This is a genomic window from Shinella zoogloeoides, from assembly GCF_003574625.1.
In the GTDB taxonomy this organism is placed as follows: Bacteria; Pseudomonadota; Alphaproteobacteria; order Rhizobiales; family Rhizobiaceae; genus Shinella; species Shinella zoogloeoides_A.
Genome location: NZ_QNUJ01000004.1, coordinates 398,483 through 423,245, shown reverse-complemented (window position 1 = coordinate 423,245; position 24,763 = coordinate 398,483). Strand labels below are relative to the sequence as shown.

The following is a 24,763-nucleotide window of genomic DNA, read 5'->3' as shown; positions in this document are numbered from 1 at the left end:
TCAGTCGACGAAGGCGCGCTCGATGACGAATTCGGCGGGCTTGCTGTTGGCGCCCTCGGTAAGGCCGGCCTGCTCCAGCAGCGCCTTGGTTTCCTTCAGCATCGCGGCGGAGCCGCAGATCATGCCGCGGTCGATCGCCGGATCGAAACGCGGCACGCCGAGATCGGCGAACATCTTGCCGTTGGAAATGAGGTCCGTGATGCGGCCCTGGAACGGATAGTCCTCGCGCGTCACCGTCGCATAGTGGCGCAGCTTGTCGCCGACGACTTCGGCGAGGAATTCGTGGTTGCGGATTTCCTCGACGAGGTCGAAGCCATATTTCAGCTCGGCGACCTCGCGGCAGGTATGCGTTAGGATGACCTCGTCGAACTTCTCGTAGGTCTCCGGGTCGCGGATAAGGCTCGCGAAGGGCGCGATGCCGGTGCCGGTGGAGAACATGTAGAGCCGCTTGCCGGGCGTCAGCGCGTCGAGGACGAGCGTGCCGGTCGGCTTCTTGCGCATCAGCACGGTGTCGCCGGGCTTGATCTGCTGGAGATGAGAGGTCAGCGGGCCGTCCGGCACCTTGATCGAGAAGAATTCCAGCTCCTCGTCCCAGGCGGGGCTTGCGATGGAATAGGCGCGGTAGACCGGCTTGTCGCCGACCATCAGGCCGATCATCGCGAATTCGCCGGAGCGGAAGCGGAAGCTTTCCGGGCGCGTCATGCGGAAGCGGAACAGGCGATCCGTATAGTGCTGCACGCTCGTCACCGTCTCGGCGAATACGCCGGCGGGAATGGCGGGCACGAACTCTTCGGTCTTGGCAGGTGCGTTCATTTCGGGATCGATCCTGGCTTGCGTCGGAAAAAATTGACGATAGGCAGATATTACATCTTGAGCGGCAAAGGAAGGTATTCCGTTCCAATGCGCCGATTGGCCGCGCAATAGTTTGCCGCCTGCCTCTTTTCGCGCGGCACGCGGCCGTTGTCCTTGATCTTGCTCAAGACTATACCACGATTACGGCCATTCGCCGGCCCCGATGTCAGGCCCGGCGGCGCCAGCTGTAGGAACCGACGTCCTGCGAGGCGCGCGCGGCCGGCTGGTAATGGTTGTCGATGCCCGGCAGGCGGTTTTCCGCAAGCCGCTTCAGCGCCGTCGCGTTGCTGACGGCAAAGCTGTCGATGCCGCAGCGAAGCATCAGCGGGATCTGGTCGATCAGCACGTCGCCGACCGCCCTCACCTCGCCCGTGAAGCCGAGCCGCGAGCGCAGCAGCGAGGCATGGCTGAAGGCGCGCCCGTCGCTGAAGGCCGGGAACGCGACCGCGACCAGCGCCAGCCGGCCCTGATGCCCTTCCAGCCTGCGCACGTCGTCGGCCGGATTGATCAGCACGCCGAGGTCCTTCTCGTCGCTCTCCGCGACCTTCGCGAGGAAGGCGTCGAGGCCGAGGATCGCCTTCTCGTTCGAGCCGGCCTTGGTCTCCTCCGTTTCGACGATCCAGGGATCGTCCGCCAGGAAACCGGCTTCGTTCCAGATTTTCGTCATGACCGTCCTCCTCAGGCCGCTTCGGCCGTCTTGCCGCCGTAGAGCGCATCCTTGAAAGGCTGCGGTCCGACGCGGCGGTAGGCGTCGAGGAAGATTTCAGACGGATCGAGGCGAAGGCCGAGATAGGTATTGACGATCACCTCGATGGCATCCGTCACCTTCTCCGGCTCGAAGCCGCGGCCGATGATCTCGCCGATCGACGTGTTCTCGTCACCCGAGCCGCCGAGCGTGATCTGGTAGAGCTCCTCGCCCTTCTTTTCCACGCCCAGAAGGCCGATATGGCCGACATGGTGGTGGCCGCAGGCATTGATGCAGCCGGAGATCTTGATCTTCAGCTCGCCGATCTCGGCCTGCCGCTCCGGCGCGCCGAAGCGGGTGGAAATCTCCTGCGCGACCGGGATCGAGCGGGCATTGGCCAGCGCGCAGTAGTCCAGCCCCGGACAGGCGATGATATCGGTGATGAGGCCCGCATTGGCCGTTGCGAGACCGGCCGCGACGAGGCCGCGATAGACGGCTTCGAGATCGGCCAGCGCGACATGCGGCAGGATGAGGTTCTGCTCGTGGCTGACGCGGATCTCGTCGAAGGCATATTCCGCGGCGATGTCGGCGACGGCCTCCATCTGCGCATCGGTCGCATCGCCCGGAATGCCGCCGATGGGCTTCAGCGAGATCGTCACCATGCCGTAGTCGGGATGCTTGTGCGGCTGCACGTTCTGGTGCACCCAACGGGCGAAGTCCGGGTCGGCCTTCTTCCATTGGGCAAGGCTTGCCCAACCTTCGGCGCGGGGCGCGAGCTCCGGCGGCGCGAAATAGGCGGAGATGGCGGCAACGTCCTGCTCGGGCAGCTTCAGCTCGCTGTCCTTGAGCTCGGCGAACTCGACTTCCACCTGCCGTGCCAGTTCTTCCGCGCCCGTCTCATGCACGAGGATCTTGATGCGCGCCTTGTACTTGTTGTCGCGGCGGCCGTGGAGGTTGTAAACGCGCATGATCGCGGTCGTATAGGACAGAAGGTCCTCTTCCGGCAGGAAGTCGCGGATCTTCTTGGCAACCAGCGGCGTGCGGCCCTGCCCGCCGCCGACATAGACGGCAAAGCCGATCTCGCCCTTCTCGTTCTTCTTCAGGTGCAGGCCGATGTCATGCACCTGGATGGCGGCACGGTCGCGCTCGGCGCCGGTGACGGCGATCTTGAACTTGCGCGGCAGGAAGGAGAATTCCGGGTGGACGGAGGACCACTGGCGCAGGATCTCCGCATAGGGCCGCGGATCGGCGACCTCGTCGGCCGCGGCGCCTGCGAAATGATCGGCCGTGACGTTGCGGATGCAGTTGCCGGAGGTCTGGAGCGCATGCATCTCGACCGTCGCGAGCTCGGCCAGCGCATCGGGTAGCTCGGAAAGCTTCGGCCAGTTGTACTGGATGTTCTGGCGCGTGGTGAAATGGCCGTAGCCGCGGTCATATTTGCGGGCGATATGGGCCAGCATGCGCATCTGGCGCGAATTCAGCGTGCCGTAGGGAATGGCGACGCGCAGCATGTAGGCGTGAAGCTGGAGATAGACGCCGTTCATCAGGCGCAGCGGCTTGAACGCATCCTCGGCCAGCTCGCCGGAAAGGCGGCGTGCGACCTGATCGCGGAACTGTTCCACGCGGCCGGAGACAAAGGCGTGATCGAATTCGTCGTAACGGTACATGCAATATCCTCAGGCGGCCGTGGCGGCGAGGCCGACATAGCCGGCGGCATAGGCGATGGTCGGGCCCTGCGCACGAATGCGCTCGCGCATGCGCAGCGGACGCAGCACGCCGTCGACCTCCTCGACGTCGACCACGTTCACGTCGACCACCTTGTTGTCGGCGAAGGCCTGCTTGCCGTTGGCTTCCAGCGCCTCGACGGCCTCCTTGTGGCGCGCGACGAAGGCGGCCTGGAGGTGTTCGTTCCAGGTGCCGGCGGCGTCGAGCCAGACGGAGATGCCGTCGGAAAGGCGATTGGCTGTCAGAACCTTGTCGGCCATGTCATGCTCCCAATGCTGCTGTGGCGCGAACCGGATCGCGGGCGGCGAGCGGTTCGGAATGTTCGAAATTGGCGCCGGCGACGGCTTCGCCGATGATCACCATGACCGGGCCGGAAAGCTCGTCGCGATGCTCGAGGCCCGGAAGGTCCTTGAGCGTGCCGTGCAGCAGCCGCTTCTCGCGGCGGCTGGCATTCTCCACGACGGCGACGGTCGTGTCGGCCGGAAGGCCGGCATCCATCAGCCGCGCGGCGACGGAAGCGGCGACCGTGCGGCCCATATAGACGGCGACGGTGGCGCCGGAAATGGCAAGCCGCGCCCAGTCGGGCAGCACGGCGCCCGTCAGGTCGTGGCCGGTGGTGAAGACGAGTGAGGAGGCAACGCCGCGCAGCGTCAGCGGCAGCTCGAAATCGGCGGCGGCCGCGAAGGCCGAGGTGATGCCCGGCACGACCTCGTAAGTGACGCCGGCCTGGCGGAGCGCGGCCATTTCCTCGCCGGCACGGCCATAGACGAGCGGATCGCCGGACTTCAGGCGCACGACGCGCTTGCCCGCCTTGCCGAGCTCGACCAGGAGGTCGTTGATCTCGTCCTGCGACTTGGAATGGCAGCCCTTGCGCTTGCCGACGGACAGCCGCTCGGCATCGCGACGGCCCATGTCGACGATGGCCTGCGGCACGAGCGCATCGAAGACGATGACATCGGCATTCATCATCACGCGCTGGGCGCGCAGCGTCAGCAGGTCTTCCGCGCCCGGACCGGCGCCGACGAGCCAGACATGGCCGGCGGCCCTGTCCTGCGAATTCAGCAGCGCGTTTGCGGAGCGGCGGGCGAGCTCGATATCGCCATTGTCGACGGCATCGGCGACGGCGCCCTGGAAGAAGCGGCGCCAGAAGACGCGGCGGGTGACGCCGCGCGGCAACACACGGTCGACGGCCTCGCGGTAGCTGTTGGCAAGGCTGGCAAGGCGGCCGAGCGAGGGCGAAAGGATCTGGTCGACCTGCGCGCGGATCATCTGCGCGAGGACCGGGCCCGCGCCCTCCGTGCCGATGGCGACGGCGACGGGCGCGCGGTTGACGAGCGCCGGCGTGAAGAAATCGCAATAGTCGGGCTGGTCCACGGCATTGACCGGGATGCGCAGTTCGCGGGCGGCCGTGGCGATGGCGCGGTCGGCACCCGCATCGCCGGTCGCGGCGAAGACGAGCGTCGCATCCGCGATGGCGTCCTTCGAGAAGGGCGCGTGGACGAGGTCGAGGCCCTTCTCGGCGATGAAGCGGGCGAAATCGGCCTCCGGCGCCTCGGCCAGAACGACGATCCGGGCATCCGTGTTGAAAAGCAGGCGGGTCTTGGCGAAAGCCTCGTCGCCCTCGCCCACGACGACGACCGTCCTGCCGCTGATGCGGAAGAACGCCGGGAATGTCGAGAGCTTGGCCTGTGCTTCGGTCATGGTCGGGTCCGGTTGAAGTGTGCGCAATATCGCGAAAATCGGCCAGCAACAAAAGAAACAGAAATTCCAATGGCCTTGGAGGGGCGTATTGTTTTGCTCATAGGCCTCGCATTTTGAGCATAAGTCACCGGCCGCCCTTGCCTGCCCGCGCTCGCGACCGCTAAGGATGCCGGGAAAAGCCAATCGGGATTCCCATCATGGATCAGGCTACGCTCGTAAAGCGCCTCCTCGACGTCATAGAATTCGACATCCTGCCGCTGACGCACGAGGGCGTTCGCGCCGGCAACAAGGTGTTCGGCGCGGCGGTCCTGCGCAAATCCGATCTCTCGCTGGTCATCGCCGAAACGAACAACGAGACGGAAAATCCGCTCTGGCACGGCGAAGTGCACACGCTGAAGCGCCTTTACGAGCGCGTCGAAAAGCCGGACACGAAGGACTACGTCTTCCTCTCGACGCACGAGCCCTGCTCCATGTGCCTTTCGGCCATCACCTGGGCCGGCTTCGACAATTTCTACTATTTCTTCAGCCACGAGGATTCGCGCGACAGCTTCGCGATCCCGCATGACCTGCGCATCCTCAAGGAGGTCTTCCGGCTCGATCCCGGCGGCTATGCGAAAACCAACGCCTTCTGGCATTCCGCCGCCATCGCCGATCTCATCGCCACCTCCGACGAAGCGGCAAAAGCCGATCTCAAGAGGCAGGACGCCGAGATCCGCGCCGCCTATGACGCGCTTTCCGAGTGCTACCAGTCCGGCAAGGCCGGCAACACCATTCCGCTGAACTGAGGGCCGCCATGCAGCCGAGCCGCGACATCGACCGCCTGATCGAAATCATGGCCGCCCTGCGCCAGCCCGAGACCGGCTGCCCCTGGGACGTCGTCCAGACCTTCGAGACGATCAAGCCCTACACGATCGAGGAAGCCTACGAGGTCGCCGACGCCATCGAGCGGAACGACATGGACGACCTCTGCGAGGAGCTGGGCGACCTCCTCCTGCAGGTGGTTTTCCATGCGCGTATGGCCGAGGAGCGCGGCGAATTCGATTTCGGCAGCGTGGTCGAGGCCGTGACCCGCAAGATGATCCGCCGCCATCCGCATGTCTTCGCCCGCTCGGATGCCGACACGCCCGAAGCGGTGAAGCTGCAATGGGACGAGATCAAGCAGACGGAGAAGCGCGAGCGCAAGGAGCGCCGCGCCAAGCGTGGCCTGCCGGAGGATCCGCTGCGCGGCCATCTCGGCTCGGTGCAGCGCTCGTTCCCGGCGCTCGTCGAGGCGCTGAAGCTCCAGGAGCGCGCGGCGAAGGTCGGCTTCGACTGGTCGAAGCCCGCGCCGATCCTCGACAAGATCGAGGAGGAGATCGGCGAATTGCGCGAGGCCCTTCGCGACGACGACAAGAAAGCCGTTGCCGACGAGCTCGGCGACCTGATCTTCGCCCTGGTCAATATCGGCCGCCATGTCGGCGCCGACCCGGAAATGGCGCTGCGTGGCACCAACACCAAGTTCCGCAACCGGTTCTCGCATATCGAGGACAGCCTTGCGGCCAATGGGGAAAGCCTCGAAGAGGCGACGCTGGAGCGGATGGAAGAGCTGTGGCAGGCGGCGAAGGGGATCGAGCGGCAGTTGGCGAAGTAGGCCGGGGCCGCCCCTCATCCGCCTGCCGGCACCTTCTCCCCGCAAGCGGGGCGAAGGCCTATGCCGGTCCGGTTTCCCGAACTATCGGCGCCAACAAGAGAACGGGACCTCTCCACATCTCCCTTCTCCCCGCTTGCGGGAAGAAGGTCGCGGCAGCGGGATGAGGGGCCGAGACGTTGTTCTCAGCGCTCCCAATCTTCCCGCACCGGCTTGCCGCCGATACCAAGCCGGCGGTCGAGCTCCGCGGCTTCTGTTTCCGTCAGCCGCAGTTCCAGCCGCACATTGCCGTCCTCGAGGTCCTCGCGGGCATCGACGATGGAATGGTCGTAGATCCACGGCAGAAGCTGCAACTGCATCACGGGCACGACGACGTCCCGATCGACCAGCACGCCGGAAAGGCGCTGGTTGATCTCTGCCAGCAGCCTGTCGACGCCCTCGCCGGAAATCGCCGATACGGCGATGACGTTGGGCTGGCTTCCCGCCTTCTGCACCAGCGCCTCGCGCGCCTCCGGCTCCAGCCGGTCGATCTTGTTCCAGACTTCGAGGATGCGTTCCGCGCCGTCCTTCTCGTCGATGCCGAGATCGGCGAGAATGCGCAGCACGTCGGACGACTGCGCGCCGTTGTCCGGGTCGGACATGTCGCGCACATGCAGGATCAGGTCCGCCTCCAGCACCTCTTCCAGCGTCGCGCGGAAGGCGGCGACGAGGTGGGTCGGCAGGTCGGAGATGAAGCCCACCGTATCGGAGAGGATGACGGTACGGCCCTGCGGCAGCTTCATGCGGCGCAGGGTCGGGTCGAGCGTGGCGAAGAGCATGTCCTCGGCCAGCACCCCTGCCCCGGTGATGCGGTTGAACAGCGTCGACTTGCCGGCATTGGTATAGCCGACGAGCGCGACGATGGGATGCGGCACCTTCTTGCGCTTGGAGCGGTGAAGCTGGCGGGTGCGGCGCACCTGCTCCAGCTCGCGCTCCAGCTTGACGATCTTGTCCTGCAAGAGGCGGCGGTCGGCCTCGATCTGCGTTTCGCCCGGGCCGCCCATGAAGCCCGCGCCGCCGCGCTGGCGCTCGAGGTGGGTCCAGCTCCGCACGAGACGACCGCGCTGGTAGTTGAGATGGGCGAGCTCGACCTGAAGCGTGCCTTCCTTGGTGGAGGCCCGGCGGCCGAAGATTTCGAGAATGAGGCCGGTTCGGTCGATGACCTTGGCGTTCCATTCCTTCTCGAGATTGCGCTGCTGCACGGGCGTCAGGGGATGGTCGACGATGACGAGGCCGGCATCGTGCTCGTCGAGCGCCGCCTTGATCTCCTCGATCTTGCCGCTGCCGAGCAGCGTGCCGGGCTTCGGCTGGCTGACGGGCACGATGGCCGAGAAGGCGACGGTAAGGTCGATGGCGCGGGCAAGGCCGATCGCCTCTTCCAGACGCGCCTCGTCGGACCGCGGCGCGGGGGCTGCCGGATCGGGCTTGGCCCGCGCGGCCTTCAGCACCGGCACGATGACGACGGCACGCATGTCGTCCCGGTGCTTTTCGGCTTCCGGGACGATGGAGTCCTTGCTTGTATCGGATTTGCTAATGTTCTTGGGTCCTGTCAGGAGCCGCTTTCCTCGGTCTCGAACATCTGCAGCGGCTGGCCGGGCATGATGGTGGAGATCGCGTGCTTGTAGACGAGCTGCGAGTGGCCGTCGCGACGAAGCAGCACACAGAAGTTGTCGAAGGAGGTGACAACCCCGGTCAGCTTGACCCCGTTGATGAGGAAGATCGTCAGGGAAATCTTTTGCTTGCGAACGGTATTAAGGAAGAGATCCTGAAGGTTCTGAGAACGTTCCGCCATGGCGCCGCTTCTTTCTGATTGCCGGCCCTCAAGACCGGATTGACTGAAAATAAATGTCCCCAGGCCCGGAAGAAACTCCCGGACCGTCGGGTTTGGTATCAAATCGCGGTCTTCTCCGCAACGGCGAAAAAAGCGTCCCGAAGTTTCTGCGCGGTCAGGCCGGGATGGCCATTGGCGATGGCGTGGCCGTCGATGGAGACGACCGGCAGGCAGATCGTCGTCGCGCCGGTGACGAAGACTTCCCGCGCTTCCAGCATTTCCGCGACGGAAAAGCGCCGCTCCTCCACCGCAATGCCGAGCTTTGCGGCGACGTCGATCAGCGTCGTGCGGGTGATGCCGCGCAGGATCGCGCGGTCGGCCGGGCGCGTCACGAGCCGGCCCGCCTTGTCGACGATCCACAGGTTCGTCGCGCCGCCCTCCGTCACATTGCCCTCGGCATCGACGAAGATCGCTTCCTGCGCGCCCGCCTCCTTCGCCTGCTGGCGGGCAAGCACGTTCGGCAGCAGGCCGACCGTCTTGATGTCCACCCGCTCCCAGCGATTGTCCGGAACGGTCACCGCCTTGATGCCGGCCGCATATTTCTCGGCGCCTGCCGCTGCGCTCAGGGCTTTCGCGGTGACGACGAGCGAGGCCCGCACCTCCGGCGACGGAAAGACATGGTCACGGCGGGCCGTGCCGCGCGTCACCTGGAGATAGACCATGCCGTCGGTCACGCGGTTGCGGCGAAGCACTTCCTTCATGATTCCGACCAGCGCGGCGCGGGGCATCGGCGGGCGGATGAGGATTTCGCCCAGCGAGCGGTCGAGCCGGTCGAGATGGCGCGTCAGGTCCACGATGAAGCCGTGCCGGATCTGGCAGACCTCGTAGACCGCATCGGCGAAGAGGAAGCCGCGGTCGTCGATATGCACGGCGGCATCGGCATGGCGAACGTAGCGGCCGTTGACATAGGCGAAACGGGGCATGGGAAATCCTAGAAATACTGGATGCTGACGCGGAAGAGCTGCTCGACATGGCGCACGGCCGCCGCCGCGGCGAAGAGCACGACCCGGTCCTTCGCTTTGATCTTGGTGTTGCCATCCGGCCGGATCACCGTCTGGTCGCGATAGACCGCGCCGATGCGGATGCCCGGCGGCAGCTCGATCTCGCGCAGCGGGCGGCCGACGAGCGGCGACGTCTCCAGCGCCTCGGCCTCGATCACCTCGGCCGAGCCCTTCTGCACCGCGTAGACCGCGCGGATGCGACCCTTGCGGACATGTTGCAGGATACCGGAGATCGTGACGGCGCGCGGATTGATATGCGCGTCGATGCCGAGGGTCTTGGTGAAATCCTCATAGGCCGGATCGTTGATCAGCACGAGGTTCTGCTTGCAGCCGAGGCGCTTGGCCATGACGCTGCCGAGAATGTTGATCTGGTCGTTGTTGGTGAGCGCGACGATCAGGTCCGCATCCTGGATATCGGCTTGCAGCAGCATCCGCTGGTCGAGCGCGGAGCCATGCAGCACGACGGCATTGCGCAGCTTGTCGGCAACCGCCACGGCACGCTCGCGGTCGCTCTCGATGATCTTGAGCCGCGTCTTCGGCTGGTAGTCCTCGATGGCCTTGGCGACGAAATAGCCGATATTGCCGCCGCCCGCGATGACGATGCGGGCCGCCTCCTGCTCCTCGTGGCCGAAGAGCGCGAGCGTGCGCCGCACATGGCCCTTGTCGCAGACGACATAGGCGAGATCGCCGGAATGGAGCTGGTCGGAGGAATTGGGAACGAAGAGCCTGCCGTTGGAATAGATGCCGGTGACGGTGGCGTTGAGGTCCGGGAAGAGCTCGCTCAATTGCTTCAGCGGCGTCTCGACGACCGGACAATCCTCCATGCACTCGATCGCCACCATGACGATGCGATCATCGGCAAAGCGAACGACATCCGTCGCGCCGGGGAAGGAGATGCGCCGCAGCACCATCTTGCCCACCTCCACCTCCGGCGAGATGGTGACGTCGATGGGCATGTTCTCGCGCGAGAAGAGATCGGAATATTCCGGCGCGAGATAGTTCTGCGAGCGGATGCGGGCGATCTTGGTCGGCACGTTGAAGAGCGAATGCGCCACCTGGCAGGCGACCATGTTGATCTCGTCGAACAGCGTGACGGCGATGATCATGTCCGCCTGGTCGGCGCCGGCCTTTGCCAGCACCTCGGGATGCGCGCCGTGGCCGACGACGCCGCTGACGTCGAGCGTCTCGGTGATGGCCGCTATCAGCGAGGGCTGATTGTCGATCACCGAGACGTCGTTACCCTCTTCGGACAACCGTTCTGCGATACCGTAGCCGACGCGTCCGGCGCCGCAGATGATGACCTTCATGACGTCGAATCCCTCAAATCCCCGAGGGCCTTATACGCCAAGCGACTTCAGTTTGCGATGGAGCGCGGAGCGTTCCATGCCGACGAATTCGGCTGTGCGGGAGATGTTGCCGCCGAAACGGTTGATCTGGGCGATGAGATAGTCCCGCTCGAACATTTCGCGCGCCTCGCGCAACGGCAGCGTCATGATGTGCTGGTCGCCCTGGGTCGATATCTTCGGCAGCATGTCGCCCACTTCCGTCGGCAGCATGTCGGCGGTGATCGGCGTATCGGGACCGTCGCTGCGGGCGAGGATCATCAGGCGCTCGATATTGTTGCGGAGCTGGCGGATATTGCCCGGCCAGTCGTGCGCCTGGAGCACGGCCAGCGCGTCGTCGCCGATCTTGCGCGCGCGGATGCCGGCCTGCTCGCTGACCTGGCGCATGAACATGTCGACGAGGAAGGGAATGTCCTCACGCCGCTCGGCAAGCGGCGGCACGCGCACCGGCACCACCGCGAGGCGATGGTAGAGGTCTTCCCGGAAGCCGCCCTCGGCGATCAGGCTTTCGAGATTGTAGGCCGTGGAGGAGATGATGCGCACATCCACCTTGACCCGCTTGGAGCCGCCGACGCGCTCGAATTGCTGGTCGACGAGCACGCGCAGGATCTTGTTCTGCGTCTCACGCGGCATCTCGCCGATTTCGTCGAGATAGAGGATGCCGCCATGGGCCTCCTCCAGCGCGCCGGTGCGGCGCGGCTGGCCGGGCGTGCCCTCCGTGCCGAACAGCGCGATCTCCATGCGTTCCGGCGTGATGGCCGCCGCGTTCAATACGACGAACGGGCCGTTCGCACGGCTCGACTTGCGGTGGATCATGCGCGCCACCAGCTCCTTGCCGGAGCCGGAGGGGCCAAGGATCATGATGCGGCTGTTGGTCGGGGAAACCTTCTCGATATTCTGGCGAAGCTGCGAGACGGCGACAGAGGTGCCGATCAGCTCGGCCGGATCGCCGGAGCGCTTCTTCAGTTCCGTCACCTCGCGGCGCAGCTTGGAATTCTCCAGCGCCCGCTCGGCGATCAGGATCAGCCGGTCTGCCTTGAAGGGCTTCTCGATGAAATCGTAGGCGCCGCGGCGGATCGCCGAAACGGCCGTCTCGATATTGCCGTGACCGGAGATCATCACCACCGGCAGGTCCGGATGACGGCTCTTGATCTCGTCGAGCAGCGCGAGGCCGTCGAGCTTGCTGCCCTGCATCCAGATGTCGAGGAAGACAAGGCGTGGCACGCGGTCGCTGATGGCGGCAAGCGCGCTGTCGCTGTCGAAAGCGGTACGCGTCTCGTGCCCCTCGTCCGAAAGAATGCCGGAGACGATCTCGCGGATGTCCTCTTCGTCGTCCACTACGAGAATATCAGACGCCATGGCTCATTTCCTTGCTCTTATTATCCGCATCGGCGGCCACCGTTTCCTCGTAGGGCAGGATCACGCGGATCATGGCCCCGTGGCCGTGGTCGAAGTCCGCAGGCGCATCGTGCAGCTCGAGCTGCCCGCCATGGTCTTCGATGATCTTCTTGACGATTGCGAGGCCGAGGCCCGTGCCCTTCTCGCGCATCGTCATGTAGGGTTCGAGAATGCGGTGCCGGTTCTCGGTCGGAAGGCCCTTGCCGTTGTCGACGACGTCGACGACGAAGCGGCGGCCCGCATCGTCCGGCCGGGCGCGCACGAGGATCTTGCGCTCGTCGCGCGAGGCATCCGGCGACAGCGCCTCGATGGCCTCCACCGCATTCTTGATGAGATTGCCGAAAGCCTGGCCGAGCATGCGCGCATCGAACAATCCGGTCAGCGGCACCTCGCCGAGGTCCTTGTGGAAGGCGACGTGGTTGTTGCCCATCTCGCGCAGGAACACCGCATCCTTGAGGATGCCGCGCAGGTCGGAACGTTCCTTCGTCGGCTTCGGCATGCGCGCGAAGGCGGAGAATTCGTCCACCATGCGGCCGATGTCCTCGACCTGCCGGACGATAGTATCCGTACACTGGTCGAAGACCGCGCGATCCTCCTGGTCGATCTGCTTGCCGTAGCGGCGGCGGATGCGTTCGGCGGAAAGCTGGATGGGCGTCAGCGGGTTCTTGATCTCGTGGGCGATGCGGCGCGCGACATCCGCCCAGGCGGTCGAGCGCTGGGCGATGACGAGGTCCGTAATGTCGTCGATGGTGACGACGTAGGATTCCTGCGCGTCCTTGGCCTCTTCGCGCGTCACCTGCACGTTCAGCGTCCGCTCCTTGCCGCCATGCATGATGTTGACCTGCCGGCGGTAATCGTTGCGGTGGCGGTGCGATCCTTCCGCCAGCACGGCGGCGATCTCCGGCGCCACCTCGGCAAGCGGCTGGCCGATCAGGTCGTTCACCTGCCGGCCGAGCAGGATTTCCGCGGAAAGATTGGCGATGGTCACGCGGCCGTCGCCCTCGACGCCGATGACGGCGGCCGTCACGCCCGACAGCACCGCCTCGATGAAGCGCCGGCGATGGTCGACCTCGTCCTTCGCGTCGAGGATCTGGTCCTGCTGGGCACGAATCTCGGCGATCATCTTGTTGAAGGTGCGCGAGAGATTGCCGACATCGCCATCGGCGACGCGCACCGGCACGCTGACGTCGAGATTGCCGGAGGCGACGCTGTCGGCCGCGCCGATCAGCTGGCGGATCGGCCGCACGATACGGTCGGCCACCGCGATGGCGGTCCAGATGGCGGCGAGAAGGACGATCAGCGCGAAGCCGATATAGAGCACACCGAAGGCGATCTGCAGCGTCGTGCGCCCGGCCTCGAGTGCGCGGTACTCGGCGGTGTTCTCCTCCATCAGCCGCATCGAGCGCATCACCTCGGGATCGACCGTGCGGATCGTGTAGAGGAAGGCATCCGGTATGTTTTCCAGCTTGATGATCGCGCCGACGAGGTTCGTCGCGCCCGGCGGGATGAGCGTCGGCTGGCCTGCAGCGGAGGCTCTCAGCGCGTCCTCGGGGATCGGCGGCAAGGGATTTTCGGTCTGGATATTGGCCTGCAGGATGGTCGATCCGTCGGCGCGCATCAGGAAGGCGCCGAGCATCCCGCGCCCGCGCGCCTGCCGCGTCATCAGCTCGATGAAGCCGGTGCGGTCGAGGCTGTAGAGTTGGCGGTTGCGGTCGAGGTCGTTGGCCATGGAGACCGTCTGGCCTTGCAGATAGCTGGCATTTTCCAGCACATAGGCTTGCGCCACGTTCAGCGACGAGCTGACGATCGACTGGGTGCGGATGGAAAACCACCGGTCGAGCCCGACATCGAGCGTGATGGACGCGAAGATGGCGACGAGCACGGCGGGCGTGATCGCCACGATCGAGAACAGCGCGACGATGCGCACGTGAAGCCGCGCGGCGGCGCGGCCGCGGCTGCGGGCGCGCAGCAGCCGCAGGATCTCGCGGCCGATCAGGAACATCAGGCCGACGACGAAGAGCGCGTTGACCGACGCCGAGGCGATGACGACGTTGGCTTCCGGCTTGATCGGCGTCAGGCCAAGCAGGATGAACAGCGAGATCGTCGCGGCGACGAGCGCGCCGCCGGCCAGGAGAAGGCCCGGCAAGGCGAAGGAGGCGCGCCGGTCGGCGATCGCCCCGTTTTCCTGTCCTTCCGAAAGCAGGCTCACGCCTTCCGTCATCTGCCGCATCGCTCCCCGGCCGTGCTCTTTTGGGGCACCGGCGTTCTATCTTGTTTTCCGGGATGGCGCCGGCCGCGTGGAACCGGGTGCCACGCGCCCATGGTTCCGACGGCCGGGCATGCGGGCCTATTCGGCCGCAAACCCCTCTGTTACCCTCAAGCAACAGATTGTGGCCAAAATGCAACGCCCCCTGCCGGCAAGTCAAGCGGAACGGGAACTTCTATACACAGATACACCCAGTTCGCGAATTTTCTTGCGCAGCGTGTTGCGGTTGAGGCCGAGGAGGTCGGCAGCCTTGATCTGGTTGCCACGGGTGGCGGTGAGCGCGGCAAGAATCAGCGGATATTCCATCTCGGCCAGCACGCGCTCATAGAGGCCCGATGGCGGCAGGCTGTCGCCGAAACTTGCGAAATACTGCCGCATGTTCTCTTCCACGGCCTGCGAGATCGACAGCGACCCGCTGCGCGGCACCGCCTTTTCGATGGGGCTGTCGGGAATGTCGGCGCGCAGCTCCGCCTCGATGATCTCGCGGGTGATGATATCCTGCGGATAGAGCGCGGTCAGCCGGCGCACGACGTTTTCCAGTTCGCGCACGTTGCCCGGCCAGGGATGCGCCTTCATCAGCTCCAGCGCCTCCTGGTCGAAGCGCTTGGCATCCAGCCCCTCCTTCTCCGCCTGCTGCACGAAATGGCGCACGAGATCGGGAATGTCCTCCGCCCGGTCGCGCAGCGGCGGCAGGCGCAGCGGCACGACGTTGAGGCGGTAATAGAGGTCTTCGCGGAAGAGGCCCTGGTTGATCGACTGCTTCAGGTCCTTGTTGGTCGCGGCGACGATGCGGACATCGGTGCGGATCGGCGTGCGGCCGCCGACGGTGGTGTATTCGCCCTGCTGGAGCACGCGCAGAAGCCGGGTCTGCGCGTCCATCGGCATGTCGCCGATCTCGTCGAGGAAGAGCGTGCCGCCCTCGGCCTGCTCGAAACGGCCGGTGGAGCGGGTCTGCGCGCCGGTGAAGGCGCCCTTCTCGTGGCCGAAGAGTTCCGATTCGATGAGATCGCGCGGGATCGCCGCCATGTTGATGGCGACGAAGGGACCGTTGCGGCGTTTGCCGTAGTCGTGCAGCGCGCGGGCGACGAGTTCCTTGCCGGTGCCCGATTCGCCGGTGATCATCAGCGTCAGGTCCGTCTGCATCAGGCGGGCGAGCACGCGGTAGATTTCCTGCATGGCCGCCGAACGGCCGACGAGCGGCATGCCGTCCTGCGCGTCGTCGTCGAGGCGGGCGGGCTTGCGCTTCGGCTCGGAGAGCGCGCGGCCGATGATGGCGATCAGTTCGGTGAGGTCGAAGGGTTTCGGCAGGTAGTCGTAGGCGCCCTTCTCCGAGGCCTTGATCGCCGTCATGAAGGTGTTCTGCGCGCTCATGACGAGCACCGGCAGGTCGGGCCGCGCCTTCTTGATGCGCGGCAGCAGGTCGAAGGCGTTCTCGTCCGGCATGACGACGTCGGTCACGACGATGTCGCCCTCGCCCGCGGCGATCCAGCGCCACAGGGTCGCTGCATTGGAGGTGATCCTCACGTCATAACCCGCACGGCTCAGGGCCTGGTTGAGCACGGTGCGGATCGCGGCATCGTCATCGGCAACGAGGACTGTGGCGCCTGTCATCAATCATGTCCTTTGGTCTTGGGATAGTCGTCGTCTTCACTGACGCCGCGGGAGGCCGGCATCAGCACGCGGAAGGTGGTCCGGGCGCCCTGGCTGTCGCATTCGACGATGCCGCCATGGCCGCCGATGATCTTGGCGACCAGCGCCAGGCCAAGGCCGGAACCGTTGGTCTTGGTGGTGATGAAGGGATCGAAGAGATGCGGCAGCAGGTCGGTCGGAACGCCCGGCCCGTTGTCGTGCACGCAGAACTCCAGCGGCAGCGAGATCTTCTCCCGAGTACCGGCGACCGAAAGTCGGATGCCCGGCCGGTAGGCGGTGGTGAGCAGTATCTCCCCGTCCGGCCGGTCGCCGATGGCTTCCGAGGCGTTCTTGATGAGGTTGAGGAACACCTGCACGAGCTGGTCGCGATTGGCATAGACCGGCGGCAGCGAGGGGTCGTAAAGCTCGCTGATCTTGATATTGCGCGCAAAGCCGGCCTTCGCGACGGCCTTCACATGGTCGAGCACGGAATGGATGTTGACGGGCATACGGTCCACCGGGCGCTCGTCGGAGAAGACCTCCATGCGGTCGACCAGCGAGACGATGCGGTCCGTCTCGTCGCAGATGAGCCGCGTCAGCGCCCGGTCCTCGTCGATGACGGAGGTTTCCAGAAGCTGCGCCGCGCCGCGGATGCCCGAAAGCGGATTCTTGATCTCGTGCGCCAGCATCGAGGCAAGGCCCGTCACCGAGCGGGCGGCGGCGCGGTGGGTGAGCTGGCGGTCGATCTTGTCCGCCATCGAGCGCTCCTGGATCACCACGACCACGGAGCCCGGATCGGTGGTGACCGGCGCCACGTAGATATCGACGAGCTTTTCCGCGCCGAGACGCGGGGAGCTGAGGTCCACCCGGTATTCGCTGACCGGCGCCTTGCGCTCGCGCACCTGGTCGATCAACGTCAGGAGCGGACTGCCGAAGGGGATGAAGGCCGAGATGTCGTGGCGCGCGAGATGGCTCGCGCTCGCCCCGAAGAAGGATTCGGCCTCCCAGTTGGCGAAGGCGATCAGCCCGCCTGCATCGACGAGGATCACCGGGTTCTGGATGGCGTTGAGCACGGCGAGCGCAAGCTCCGGCGCGCGTGCCGCATTGGGATCTGCCGGCTTGCCGGTCATGCGGCCTCTCCGAGCTTCGCTGCCCCGGCCGAAAGCAGGGCGTCGGCCAGCCGTCCGGCGACGAGATCGCTGTCGCGCGCCGTCATGATCTCGGCCTTCGCCGCGCCGGGAAGGCCGGGCGCAAATCGCTCCAGATACCAGCCGACATGTTTTCGCGCATGGCGCAGGCCCGCCTCAACGCCGTAGAAATCGAGCATCATGCGGTAGTGCTCGACCGCGAGCGTCGAAACCTCCTCCGCGGAGGGGTGCCCGCATGCCCCCGCCAGCACCGCCGGATGCCAGGGCCGGCCCTGCGCGGAGCGGCCGACCATCACGGCATCCGCCCCGGAGCGGCGGAGGATTTCCAGCGCGTCCTCGGCCGTGTCGACATCGCCATTGGCGATGAGCGGAATGGAGAGGACATCGCGCACCGCGCGGATCGCATCCCAGTCGGCCCTGCCCTCGTAGAACTGCATGCGCGTGCGCCCGTGCACGGTGATCATCGCCGCGCCCACCGCCTCGGCGCGGGCCGCGATATGCGGGGCGTTCAGCGAATCATGGTCCCAGCCGAGCCGCATCTTCACCGTCACCGGCACCTTCACGGCGTCGACGGTCGCCTCGATCAGGCCGAGCGCATGGTCGGGATCGCGCATCAGCGCGGAGCCGGAATAGCCGCCAATCACCTTCTTGGCCGGGCAACCCATATTGATGTCGATAATGTCGGCGCCCTCGCCTTCCGCGATGCGCGCCGCCTCCGCCATCCAGTGCGCCTCGCGCCCGGCGAGCTGCACCATATGCGGGCGGATGCCGCAATTGCGGATACGCGACCAGCTTTCCCGCGCGTTCAGCGCCAGCTCGCGGCTCGCCACCATCTCCGTAACCACCAGCCCCGCGCCAAAACGCCAGGCGAGATCGCGGAACGGCAGGTCCGTGACGCCGGACATCGGCGCCAGCACCACACGGTTGCGCAGGGTCTGCGGACCGATCGCCAGCGGTGCGGAAAGTTGGGGGATCGCCAATTGCTTATCTTTCAAGCAGGTCATGTCTTTGCACTATTTTTAGCCACTGTTCTCGTTCTTGCCAAGCCGCAATCACGCCTCGGCGCAATTTTCCGCGCGGCGCTGGCATTGCCGCATCCTTCCGGCTAAACCACCCCGAACGCTTTGAAACGGAGGTGTGGAACCGAGATGCTGGCGGAAAATGCGCTATCCTGCGGTGTTGTGATCGTTGCCGCCGGGCGCGGCGAGCGGGCGGGCAGCCATGCCGAAGGCCCCAAGCAATACCGCCGCATCGGCGGAAGGCCGGTCATCTCCCATACGCTCGATCTCTTTGTCAATTGGCCGCATGCCAAGCGTATCGTCGTCGTGATTCATCCCGATGACGAGGCACTGTTCGAAACCGCGCGCGCCGCCGCCCTGCCCGCCGGCGACCGCCTGACGGTCGTCCATGGCGGCCAGACACGCCAGCAGTCCGTGCTTGCCGGCCTCGAAGCGCTGGCCGCAGACGAGATCAGCCATGTGCTGATCCAGGATGCCGTGCGCCCCTTCGTCGAGCCGGCTATCCTGGAGCGCACGCTCACCGCCTTCCATCACGGCGCGCGCGCCGTTCTGCCCGCCGTCGCGGTCGCAGACACGCTGAAGCGCGCGGATGCCAACGGCAATGTCGCCGAGACCGTTTCCCGCTCCGGCCTTTTCTCGGCGCAGACGCCACAGTCCTTCCATTTCCAGACCATCCTGGAAGCCCATCGCCGCGCAAGCGCCTCCGGCCGCACGGATTTCACCGACGACGCCTCGATCGCCGAATGGGCCGGGGTGCGCGTGCATCTCGTCGAAGGCAGCGCCGGCAACGTCAAGCTCACGCTACGGAAGGATATCGCCATGGCCGACCAGCGCCTTTCCCACGGGCTACCGGATGTGCGCACCGGCAACGGCTATGACGTGCACCAGCTCGTCGAAGGCGACGGCGTAACGCTCTGCGGCCTCTTCATCCCGCACGACCAAAGGCTTTCCGGCCATTCCGACGCGGACGTCGCCCTGCACGCCCTGACCGACGCCCTGCTCGCCACCTGCGGCGCCGGCGATATCGGCGACCATTTCCCGCCGTCCGATCCGCAATGGAAGGGCGCCGCCTCGCGCATCTTTCTCGAACATGCGGCGGCCATCGTGCGCGCCAACGGCGGCACGATCATGAATGCCGACGTTTCGCTGATCGCCGAAGCGCCGAAGGTCGGCCCGCACCGCGAGGCGATGCGGCGGAACCTTGCGGAATTCCTTGGCATTTCGCAGGATCGCTGCTCGGTGAAGGCGACGACGAACGAGAAGATCGGCTTCGTCGGACGGCGCGAGGGCATCGCCGCCATCGCCACGGCCACCGTCGTTTACAGGGGGAGCGAGGCATGAGCATCTGGCCGGAGGACATCGAGGAGACCGCGCGGCGCATCGTCACCGATTTTTCCGCGCGCGGGCTGATGATCGCGACTGCCGAATCCTGCACGGCGGGCCTCATTGCCGGCGTGATCACCGAGATCGCCGGCTCGTCCAACGCCTTCGACCGCGGCTTCATCACCTATTCCAACGCGGCGAAGCAGCAGATGATCGGCGTTTCGGCCGAAACACTGAAAGCGCATGGCGCCGTCTCGCGTCCCACGGCGCTGGAGATGGCGGAAGGCGCCATTCGGCATTCGAACGCGGACATCTCGGTCGCAGTCACCGGCATTGCCGGCCCCGGCGGCGGTTCGGACGAAAAGCCGGTCGGCCTCGTCCATCTCGCCGCCGCGCGCAAGGGCCGCGAAACGCTGCATCGGGAAATGCGTTACGGCGATATCGGCCGCAGCGCCGTGCGGCTCGCGACGATCCGCACGGCCCTTGAAATGCTGGTCGAATTGTCAGCCGATTGACGGATCGCCATAGATCGCCGCTGCGCGCTTCTCGAAGGCGTCGGTGAACATGCGGAAGGCGCGGTCGAACATCGAGCCCATCAACGCGCCGAGGATGCGGCTCTTGAACTCGTAGTCGATGAAGAAATGCACCGAACAGCCGCCGTCCGGCGTCGGCTCGAAGCGCCAGCGGTTGTCGAGATAGCGGAACGGTCCGTCGATATATTTCACGTCGATGGCCCGCTCGGCCCGGTTCAGCAGCACCTGCGTCGTGAAGGTCTCGCGGATCGCCTTGTAGCCGACCGTCATATCGGCGATCAGCAGCTCCCTGCCGTCCCGCTCCTTGCGCGAACGCACCGCCAGCCCCTCGCAGAGGGGCAGGAATTCCGGGTAGCGCTCGACATCGGCGACGAGGTCGTACATCTGCTCGGGCGTATGGGGAACGGGTCTGCGGGTTTCGAACTGGGGCATGGCCGAGAGCTAATGAACCGCGGCAAGTCTTGCAAGTAGCCGGTTGTTCTCGCGCCGCGATTTCAACACGCAAACCGGCACTTCGGGTCCAAATGCCGCAAGATTCTCCTCGATCTCGGGGCTTTCCGTCTTCTCGAAATTCCAGACATAGGCAAGGAATTCACGGTCGATCTTCTCCGGGCAATCGTCGGCCATTTCCGGCCGCGAGCGCCCGCGATAGCGCAGCCAGCGCGAAATCACGCCGTAAAGCGACATGTAGCGCGGCGGACGAAGCCAGAGCACGAGATGAGTGCGCGGCAGGCGCAGCGGCAGGGTGCCGGGGCTGGTGCCGTCGATGATCCAGCGCTCGCCTGCGACGATCCCCTGAAGACGCGCCAGCGCCTCGGCACGCGGCCGCGTCTGCCAGCCCGGCAGCCAGAAGATCTCGCGGTCCATCGAGACGTAAGGCAGGCCGAGCCGGCCGGCGAGCCTCAGCGCCAGCGTGCTCTTGCCGCTGCCCGAACAGCCGATCACCAGCACGCGCTCCGCGGTCTTCAACCGCTCCGCCGCTTCCTCGATCGTGATCGTCATCGCCGCCTCCGAAATGAAAAACCCCGCCGTCAGGCAGGACGGCGGGGCTTAAAGGAGGCCGGCGGAAAAGTCTATTCCGCGGCGGCGAGAAGTTTTTTCTCGCGCGCGGCGCGCAGGCGGGCGAAGTCGTCGCCGGCATGGTGCGAGGAGCGCGTCAGCGGGCTGGAGGAGACCATCAGGAAGCCCTTGGTATAGGCGACGGTCTCGTAGGACTTGAACTCTTCCGGCGTGACGAACTTTTCCACCTTGTGGTGCTTGCGCGTCGGCTGGAGATATTGGCCAATGGTCAGGAAGTCGACATCGGCGGTGCGCAGGTCATCCATGAGCTGGAGCACTTCGTTGCGCTCCTCGCCAAGGCCCACCATGATGCCCGACTTGGTGAACATGGTCGGGTCCAGTTCCTTGACGCGCTGCAACAGGCGGACGGAGTGGAAGTAGCGCGCGCCGGGGCGAACCGTCAGGTAATTGCCCGGAACGGTCTCCATGTTGTGGTTGAAGACGTCGGGCTTTGCGGCGACGACGCGCTCCAGCGCACCCGGCTTCTTGAGGAAGTCCGGCGTCAGGATCTCGATGGTCGTTGCGGGAGACGCCGCGCGGATCGCCCAGATCACCTTCTCGAAATGCTCGGCGCCGCCGTCTTCCAGATCGTCGCGGTCGACGGAGGTGATAACGACATGCGACAGGCCCATCTGCTTGACGGCCTTGGCGACGTTTTCCGGCTCCGCCATGTCGAGTGCATTGGGCTTGCCCGTCGCCACGTTGCAGAAGGCGCAGGCGCGGGTACAAATCTCGCCCATGATCATGAAGGTCGCGTGCTTCTTGTCCCAGCACTCGCCGATATTCGGGCAGCCCGCTTCCTCGCAGACCGTTACCAGCTTGTGCGAGCGCACGAGATCGCGCGTTTCCTGATAGCCCTTGGAGACCGGCGCCTTGACGCGGATCCATTCCGGCTTGCGCAGCACCTCGGTATCCGGCCGATGGGCCTTTTCCGGGTGGCGAACGCGCGGGGCGTTCGGATCAGGATTGGTGCGGTCGAGAATGGTGACCATGTCTATCCACTTCCTAGCGGGCTTCTGCGCCCGTCTTGCGGACCGAAATTCGAAAGCCCGCCTCATGTGGAGGCGGGCTTTAGCACGTTCAAGCGTTCAGTGCACGTCCATAGGCGTCGAGCACGCTTTCCTTCATCGTTTCCGAGATCGTCGGATGCGGGAAGATCGTGTGCATCAGCTCTTCTTCGGTCGTCTCGAGGTTCATGGCGACGACGAAGCCCTGGATCATTTCCGTCACTTCCGCGCCGACCATATGCGCGCCGAGAAGCTCGCCGGTCTTCTTGTCGAAGATCGTCTTGACCATGCCATGGTCCTCGCCGAGCGCCACGGCCTTGCCGTTGCCGGCAAAGGTGAAGCGGCCGACACGGATATCGCGGCCCTGCTCCTTGGCCTTGGCTTCCGTGAGGCCGACGGAGGCGACCTGCGGATGGCAATAGGTGCAGCCCGGGATCTTGGACTTATCCATCGGATGGACGTTCGGCAGGCCGGCGATCTTCTCGATGCAGATGACAGCCTCGTGCTCGGCCTTGTGGGCGAGCATCGGCGGGCCGGCAACGTCACCGATGGCGTAGATGCCGGGAACGTTGGTCTTGCCGTAGCCGTCGATGGCGATGAAGCCGCGGTCGGTCTTCACGCCGATCGCCTCGAGGCCGATATTCTCGATATTGGCCTGCACGCCGACGGCCGAGATCATGCGGTCGGCGGTGATCTTCTCGACCTTGCCGTCCTTCATCTCGACATGGGCGGTGATGGAGTTGGCGCCCTTCTCCACCTTGGCGACCTTGGCCTCCAGATGGATCTTCATGCCCTGCTTCTCGAATTGCTTCTTGGCGAGCGCCGAGATTTCGACGTCCTCGACCGGCATGACGCTCTTCATCACTTCGACCACCGTCACATCGACGCCGAGCGTGCGGTAGAAGGAAGCGAATTCGATGCCGATGGCGCCCGAGCCCATGACGAGCAGCGACTTCGGCATTTCCTCCGGCTTCATCGCCTCGAAATAGGTCCAGATGAGCTTGCCGTCCGGCTCGATGCCCGGCAGGGCGCGCGGGCGGGCGCCGGTGGCGATGACGATGTGCTTGGCGGTGTAGGTGCCTTCGGGAAGGACGTTCTTCGGAACCGGCGCCTGCGGCTGCTGGATCGCCTTGGTCGTCTTGGAAACGACGATCTCGCCGGGCTTCGTCAGCTTGGCCTCGCCCCAGATGACATCGACCTTGTTCTTCTTCATCAGGAAGCCGACGCCGCCGTTCATGCGCTGGGCAATGCCGCGCGAGCGGGCGACGATGGCCTTGAGGTCCGGCGTCACCGAACCTTCGATCTTCACGCCGTAATCGCCCGGATGCTGGGCGTAATGGAAGATCTCGGCCGAGCGCAGCAGCGCCTTGGTCGGGATGCAGCCCCAGTTGGAGCAGATGCCGGCGAGGTGCTCGCGCTCCACGATGGCCGTCTTCAGGCCCAATTGCGCGGCGCGGATCGCGGCGATGTAGCCGCCCGGACCCGAACCGATAACGATGACGTCGTAGGCATTCGACATGAGCGCTTCCACTCCTCTGTTGTTCGCATGCGCCGCGGCCGGAGGGTCGCCCCGGCGCAGCATGACGAGGAGCGGGAAGCCCGTTCCTCAGGGAATGTCCTCGACCTTTTCCGGCCGGATGAGCATCCCGTAGATTTCGTCCTTGAGCCGCATCCGCACCTTCCGCATGTCGGCCATGTGGAAGTCGTCGACCGGCTCGATGTCAGTCTCGGCACGGTGAATGGCGAGATTCACCGTCTGGTATTCCTCGCAGATCCGGTGGAAGTGGCCGTCGGTCTCGCGAAGATGGCGGATCGCGGCAACGTGCTCCGGAAACTCCTCTGCCAGTTGGTGCGGGGTGTTCGGCATGTCCATCTCCTTAACCGGGGTTGATGGTGACAGCCTAGCTCTCCCGCGCCTTCACTCCTTGATCCCGGTCAAAGCCCGAGCATCATTCGCACGATCGGCTCGAGGCCCTTGCCGATCGCCCGCGTGTTCTTCGCATCGAGATGCACGCCGTCGAGCGGCGTCGTCCCGGCCACGGAACCCGCGTCGAAGAAGCCGCAGCCGATCTCGTCCGCAAGGTCCGAATAGAGCGTCGCCAGCATGGCCGATTGCTCCACGCCACCGGCGAACATCGCGGCAAAAGCGGTGTTCGCTGTCTCGCAAAGCGGCGGCGGCGAGACGATCAGTACTTCCGGGCTCTCCTCCGCATTGAACGACCAGGCATGATGGCGCACCAGCGACACCAGCCGCTCCACGCCCTGCACCGCACCGAACGCCGTTCCGCAGACGGCCGGCTTCATGTCGTTGGTGCCGAGCAGGATGATGACCAGGTCGATCGGATCGTGGCTATGCAGGATGGTCGGCAGGATGCGCGCGCCGTTGCGGTCGCAGTCCGCCATATGGTCGTCATAGGCGGTGGTGCGGCCGTTAAGACCTTCCGCGATCACGGTGACCTCGGGCCCCAGGGCCTTGGCGAGCACGCTCGGCCAGCGATCCTCGAAGGGATGCCGGTCGAGCGCTTCCGCGTTGTAACCCCAGGTCAGGCTATCGCCATAGCAGAGAACCGTCTTCAT

24 protein-coding genes are annotated in these 24,763 nt (G+C 65.3%); 4 read left to right on the top strand and 20 right to left on the bottom strand.

The genetic code is table 11. The features are described from left to right. The 5 genes from DSD28_RS10430 to cysG form a co-directional block, all read right to left on the bottom strand. The gene (locus DSD28_RS10430) at positions 1 to 813 is read right to left on the bottom strand and encodes a ferredoxin--NADP reductase (RefSeq protein ID WP_119256307.1); all 813 of its coding nucleotides are present in this window, start codon (positions 811 to 813) and stop codon (positions 1 to 3) included. Positions 814 to 1,018: 205 nt separating this feature from the next. Then, a complete protein-coding gene (locus tag DSD28_RS10425) occupies positions 1,019 to 1,519 on the bottom strand; it encodes a DUF934 domain-containing protein (RefSeq protein WP_119256306.1) in 501 nt (166 codons plus the stop codon). A gap of 11 nt (positions 1,520 to 1,530) precedes the next feature. Next, a complete protein-coding gene (locus DSD28_RS10420; RefSeq protein ID WP_119256305.1) occupies positions 1,531 to 3,204 on the bottom strand; it encodes a nitrite/sulfite reductase in 1,674 nt (557 codons plus the stop codon). A gap of 9 nt (positions 3,205 to 3,213) precedes the next feature. Beyond that, positions 3,214 to 3,522, bottom strand: coding sequence for a DUF2849 domain-containing protein (locus DSD28_RS10415; RefSeq protein WP_119256304.1), 309 nt, complete (start codon positions 3,520 to 3,522; stop codon positions 3,214 to 3,216). Between the two features lies 1 nt (position 3,523). After that, positions 3,524 to 4,963, bottom strand: a complete 1,440-nt coding sequence (gene cysG / locus DSD28_RS10410; RefSeq protein WP_119256303.1) for a siroheme synthase CysG — start codon at positions 4,961 to 4,963, stop codon at positions 3,524 to 3,526. 197 nt (positions 4,964 to 5,160) lie between these two features. Between cysG and DSD28_RS10405 the strand changes: the two genes are divergently transcribed. After that, entirely contained in the window at positions 5,161 to 5,748 is a 588-nt protein-coding gene (locus DSD28_RS10405; protein ID WP_119256302.1) for a deaminase, read from the top strand. Positions 5,749 to 5,756: 8 nt separating this feature from the next. Beyond that, positions 5,757 to 6,593 (top strand): nucleoside triphosphate pyrophosphohydrolase, encoded by an 837-nt coding sequence (gene mazG / locus DSD28_RS10400; protein ID WP_119256301.1) that lies wholly within the window; start codon positions 5,757 to 5,759, stop codon positions 6,591 to 6,593. Between the two features lie 182 nt (positions 6,594 to 6,775). On the opposite strand, the gene hflX is transcribed toward mazG, so the two are convergent. The 9 genes from hflX to dusB all read right to left on the bottom strand — a co-directional run bounded on the left by hflX (position 6,776) and on the right by dusB (position 18,249). Beyond that, a complete protein-coding gene (gene hflX / locus DSD28_RS10395; RefSeq protein WP_119256300.1) occupies positions 6,776 to 8,101 on the bottom strand; it encodes a GTPase HflX in 1,326 nt (441 codons plus the stop codon). Positions 8,102 to 8,178: 77 nt separating this feature from the next. Beyond that, on the bottom strand, positions 8,179 to 8,421 hold the full coding sequence (gene hfq, locus DSD28_RS10390) for an RNA chaperone Hfq (RefSeq protein ID WP_023514954.1): 243 nt from the start codon (positions 8,419 to 8,421) through the stop codon (positions 8,179 to 8,181). Between the two features lie 98 nt (positions 8,422 to 8,519). Beyond that, a complete protein-coding gene (locus DSD28_RS10385) occupies positions 8,520 to 9,383 on the bottom strand; it encodes a D-amino-acid transaminase (RefSeq protein WP_119256299.1) in 864 nt (287 codons plus the stop codon). 8 nt (positions 9,384 to 9,391) lie between these two features. Continuing rightward, complete coding sequence (trkA, locus tag DSD28_RS10380) at positions 9,392 to 10,768, bottom strand: Trk system potassium transporter TrkA (RefSeq protein ID WP_119256298.1); 1,377 nt, start codon at positions 10,766 to 10,768, stop codon at positions 9,392 to 9,394. Between the two features lie 30 nt (positions 10,769 to 10,798). Continuing rightward, a complete protein-coding gene (locus DSD28_RS10375; protein ID WP_119256297.1) occupies positions 10,799 to 12,163 on the bottom strand; it encodes a sigma-54-dependent transcriptional regulator in 1,365 nt (454 codons plus the stop codon). Continuing rightward, entirely contained in the window at positions 12,153 to 14,423 is a 2,271-nt protein-coding gene (locus DSD28_RS10370; RefSeq protein ID WP_119256406.1) for a sensor histidine kinase NtrY-like, read from the bottom strand. Before DSD28_RS10370 ends, DSD28_RS10375 begins: the two co-directional genes overlap by 11 nt. 201 nt (positions 14,424 to 14,624) lie before the next feature. After that, positions 14,625 to 16,079 carry a nitrogen regulation protein NR(I) gene (ntrC, locus tag DSD28_RS10365; RefSeq protein ID WP_119256296.1) on the bottom strand — a complete coding sequence of 485 codons (1,455 nt, stop codon included), beginning with the start codon at positions 16,077 to 16,079 and terminating at the stop codon, positions 14,625 to 14,627. After that, a complete protein-coding gene (locus tag DSD28_RS10360; RefSeq protein ID WP_119256295.1) occupies positions 16,079 to 17,227 on the bottom strand; it encodes a two-component system sensor histidine kinase NtrB in 1,149 nt (382 codons plus the stop codon). The genes ntrC and DSD28_RS10360 overlap by 1 nt, the downstream gene beginning before the upstream one ends. Then, positions 17,224 to 18,249: a tRNA dihydrouridine synthase DusB gene (dusB, locus tag DSD28_RS10355; RefSeq protein ID WP_119256294.1), complete on the bottom strand. Its 1,026-nt coding sequence runs from the start codon at positions 18,247 to 18,249 to the stop codon at positions 17,224 to 17,226. Before dusB ends, DSD28_RS10360 begins: the two co-directional genes overlap by 4 nt. Positions 18,250 to 18,393: 144 nt before the next feature. On the opposite strand from dusB, the gene DSD28_RS10350 reads away from it, so the two are divergent. Beyond that, positions 18,394 to 19,605 (top strand): bifunctional 2-C-methyl-D-erythritol 4-phosphate cytidylyltransferase/2-C-methyl-D-erythritol 2,4-cyclodiphosphate synthase, encoded by a 1,212-nt coding sequence (locus DSD28_RS10350; protein WP_119256293.1) that lies wholly within the window; start codon positions 18,394 to 18,396, stop codon positions 19,603 to 19,605. Continuing rightward, on the top strand, positions 19,602 to 20,102 hold the full coding sequence (locus DSD28_RS10345; RefSeq protein WP_119256292.1) for a CinA family protein: 501 nt from the start codon (positions 19,602 to 19,604) through the stop codon (positions 20,100 to 20,102). The genes DSD28_RS10350 and DSD28_RS10345 overlap by 4 nt, the downstream gene beginning before the upstream one ends. Here DSD28_RS10345 and DSD28_RS10340 read toward each other — a convergent pair. The 6 genes from DSD28_RS10340 to DSD28_RS10315 all read right to left on the bottom strand — a co-directional run bounded on the left by DSD28_RS10340 (position 20,091) and on the right by DSD28_RS10315 (position 24,763). Continuing rightward, the gene (locus DSD28_RS10340; protein WP_119256291.1) at positions 20,091 to 20,552 is read right to left on the bottom strand and encodes a type II toxin-antitoxin system RatA family toxin; all 462 of its coding nucleotides are present in this window, start codon (positions 20,550 to 20,552) and stop codon (positions 20,091 to 20,093) included. The two genes, DSD28_RS10345 and DSD28_RS10340, sit on opposite strands and share 12 nt — an antisense overlap. A 9-nt stretch (positions 20,553 to 20,561) precedes the next feature. After that, complete coding sequence (locus DSD28_RS10335) at positions 20,562 to 21,122, bottom strand: AAA family ATPase (RefSeq protein WP_119256290.1); 561 nt, start codon at positions 21,120 to 21,122, stop codon at positions 20,562 to 20,564. A gap of 71 nt (positions 21,123 to 21,193) precedes the next feature. Continuing rightward, entirely contained in the window at positions 21,194 to 22,171 is a 978-nt protein-coding gene (gene lipA / locus DSD28_RS10330; RefSeq protein WP_119256289.1) for a lipoyl synthase, read from the bottom strand. 88 nt (positions 22,172 to 22,259) lie between these two features. Further along, positions 22,260 to 23,705: a dihydrolipoyl dehydrogenase gene (gene lpdA / locus DSD28_RS10325; RefSeq protein ID WP_119256288.1), complete on the bottom strand. Its 1,446-nt coding sequence runs from the start codon at positions 23,703 to 23,705 to the stop codon at positions 22,260 to 22,262. A gap of 87 nt (positions 23,706 to 23,792) precedes the next feature. After that, positions 23,793 to 24,053 (bottom strand): YdcH family protein, encoded by a 261-nt coding sequence (locus DSD28_RS10320; protein WP_119256405.1) that lies wholly within the window; start codon positions 24,051 to 24,053, stop codon positions 23,793 to 23,795. 68 nt (positions 24,054 to 24,121) lie between these two features. Then, positions 24,122 to 24,763, bottom strand: coding sequence for an SGNH/GDSL hydrolase family protein (locus tag DSD28_RS10315; protein WP_119256287.1), 642 nt, complete (start codon positions 24,761 to 24,763; stop codon positions 24,122 to 24,124).

Excerpts from the sequence above, each read along its gene's own strand:
- lipA (WP_119256289.1), bottom strand. The coding sequence starts at position 22,171 with ATGGTCACCATTCTCGACCGCACCAATCCTGATCCGAACGCCCCGCGC.
- ntrC (WP_119256296.1), bottom strand. The coding sequence starts at position 16,079 with ATGACAGGCGCCACAGTCCTCGTTGCCGATGACGATGCCGCGATCCGC.
- DSD28_RS10350 (WP_119256293.1), top strand. The coding sequence starts at position 18,394 with ATGCTGGCGGAAAATGCGCTATCCTGCGGTGTTGTGATCGTTGCCGCC.
- DSD28_RS10385 (WP_119256299.1), bottom strand. The coding sequence starts at position 9,383 with ATGCCCCGTTTCGCCTATGTCAACGGCCGCTACGTTCGCCATGCCGAT.
- hflX (WP_119256300.1), bottom strand. The coding sequence starts at position 8,101 with ATGCGTGCCGTCGTCATCGTGCCGGTGCTGAAGGCCGCGCGGGCCAAG.
- DSD28_RS10375 (WP_119256297.1), bottom strand. The coding sequence starts at position 12,163 with ATGGCGTCTGATATTCTCGTAGTGGACGACGAAGAGGACATCCGCGAG.
- cysG (WP_119256303.1), bottom strand. The coding sequence starts at position 4,963 with ATGACCGAAGCACAGGCCAAGCTCTCGACATTCCCGGCGTTCTTCCGC.
- hfq (WP_023514954.1), bottom strand. The coding sequence starts at position 8,421 with ATGGCGGAACGTTCTCAGAACCTTCAGGATCTCTTCCTTAATACCGTT.
- trkA (WP_119256298.1), bottom strand. The coding sequence starts at position 10,768 with ATGAAGGTCATCATCTGCGGCGCCGGACGCGTCGGCTACGGTATCGCA.
- DSD28_RS10415 (WP_119256304.1), bottom strand. The coding sequence starts at position 3,522 with ATGGCCGACAAGGTTCTGACAGCCAATCGCCTTTCCGACGGCATCTCC.
- lpdA (WP_119256288.1), bottom strand. The coding sequence starts at position 23,705 with ATGTCGAATGCCTACGACGTCATCGTTATCGGTTCGGGTCCGGGCGGC.
- DSD28_RS10320 (WP_119256405.1), bottom strand. The coding sequence starts at position 24,053 with ATGCCGAACACCCCGCACCAACTGGCAGAGGAGTTTCCGGAGCACGTT.
- DSD28_RS10335 (WP_119256290.1), bottom strand. The coding sequence starts at position 21,122 with ATGACGATCACGATCGAGGAAGCGGCGGAGCGGTTGAAGACCGCGGAG.
- DSD28_RS10360 (WP_119256295.1), bottom strand. The coding sequence starts at position 17,227 with ATGACCGGCAAGCCGGCAGATCCCAATGCGGCACGCGCGCCGGAGCTT.
- DSD28_RS10340 (WP_119256291.1), bottom strand. The coding sequence starts at position 20,552 with ATGCCCCAGTTCGAAACCCGCAGACCCGTTCCCCATACGCCCGAGCAG.
- DSD28_RS10345 (WP_119256292.1), top strand. The coding sequence starts at position 19,602 with ATGAGCATCTGGCCGGAGGACATCGAGGAGACCGCGCGGCGCATCGTC.
- DSD28_RS10405 (WP_119256302.1), top strand. The coding sequence starts at position 5,161 with ATGGATCAGGCTACGCTCGTAAAGCGCCTCCTCGACGTCATAGAATTC.
- DSD28_RS10425 (WP_119256306.1), bottom strand. The coding sequence starts at position 1,519 with ATGACGAAAATCTGGAACGAAGCCGGTTTCCTGGCGGACGATCCCTGG.
- DSD28_RS10370 (WP_119256406.1), bottom strand. The coding sequence starts at position 14,423 with ATGACGGAAGGCGTGAGCCTGCTTTCGGAAGGACAGGAAAACGGGGCG.
- DSD28_RS10430 (WP_119256307.1), bottom strand. The coding sequence starts at position 813 with ATGAACGCACCTGCCAAGACCGAAGAGTTCGTGCCCGCCATTCCCGCC.
- DSD28_RS10420 (WP_119256305.1), bottom strand. The coding sequence starts at position 3,204 with ATGTACCGTTACGACGAATTCGATCACGCCTTTGTCTCCGGCCGCGTG.
- dusB (WP_119256294.1), bottom strand. The coding sequence starts at position 18,249 with ATGACCTGCTTGAAAGATAAGCAATTGGCGATCCCCCAACTTTCCGCA.
- DSD28_RS10315 (WP_119256287.1), bottom strand. The coding sequence starts at position 24,763 with ATGAAGACGGTTCTCTGCTATGGCGATAGCCTGACCTGGGGTTACAAC.
- mazG (WP_119256301.1), top strand. The coding sequence starts at position 5,757 with ATGCAGCCGAGCCGCGACATCGACCGCCTGATCGAAATCATGGCCGCC.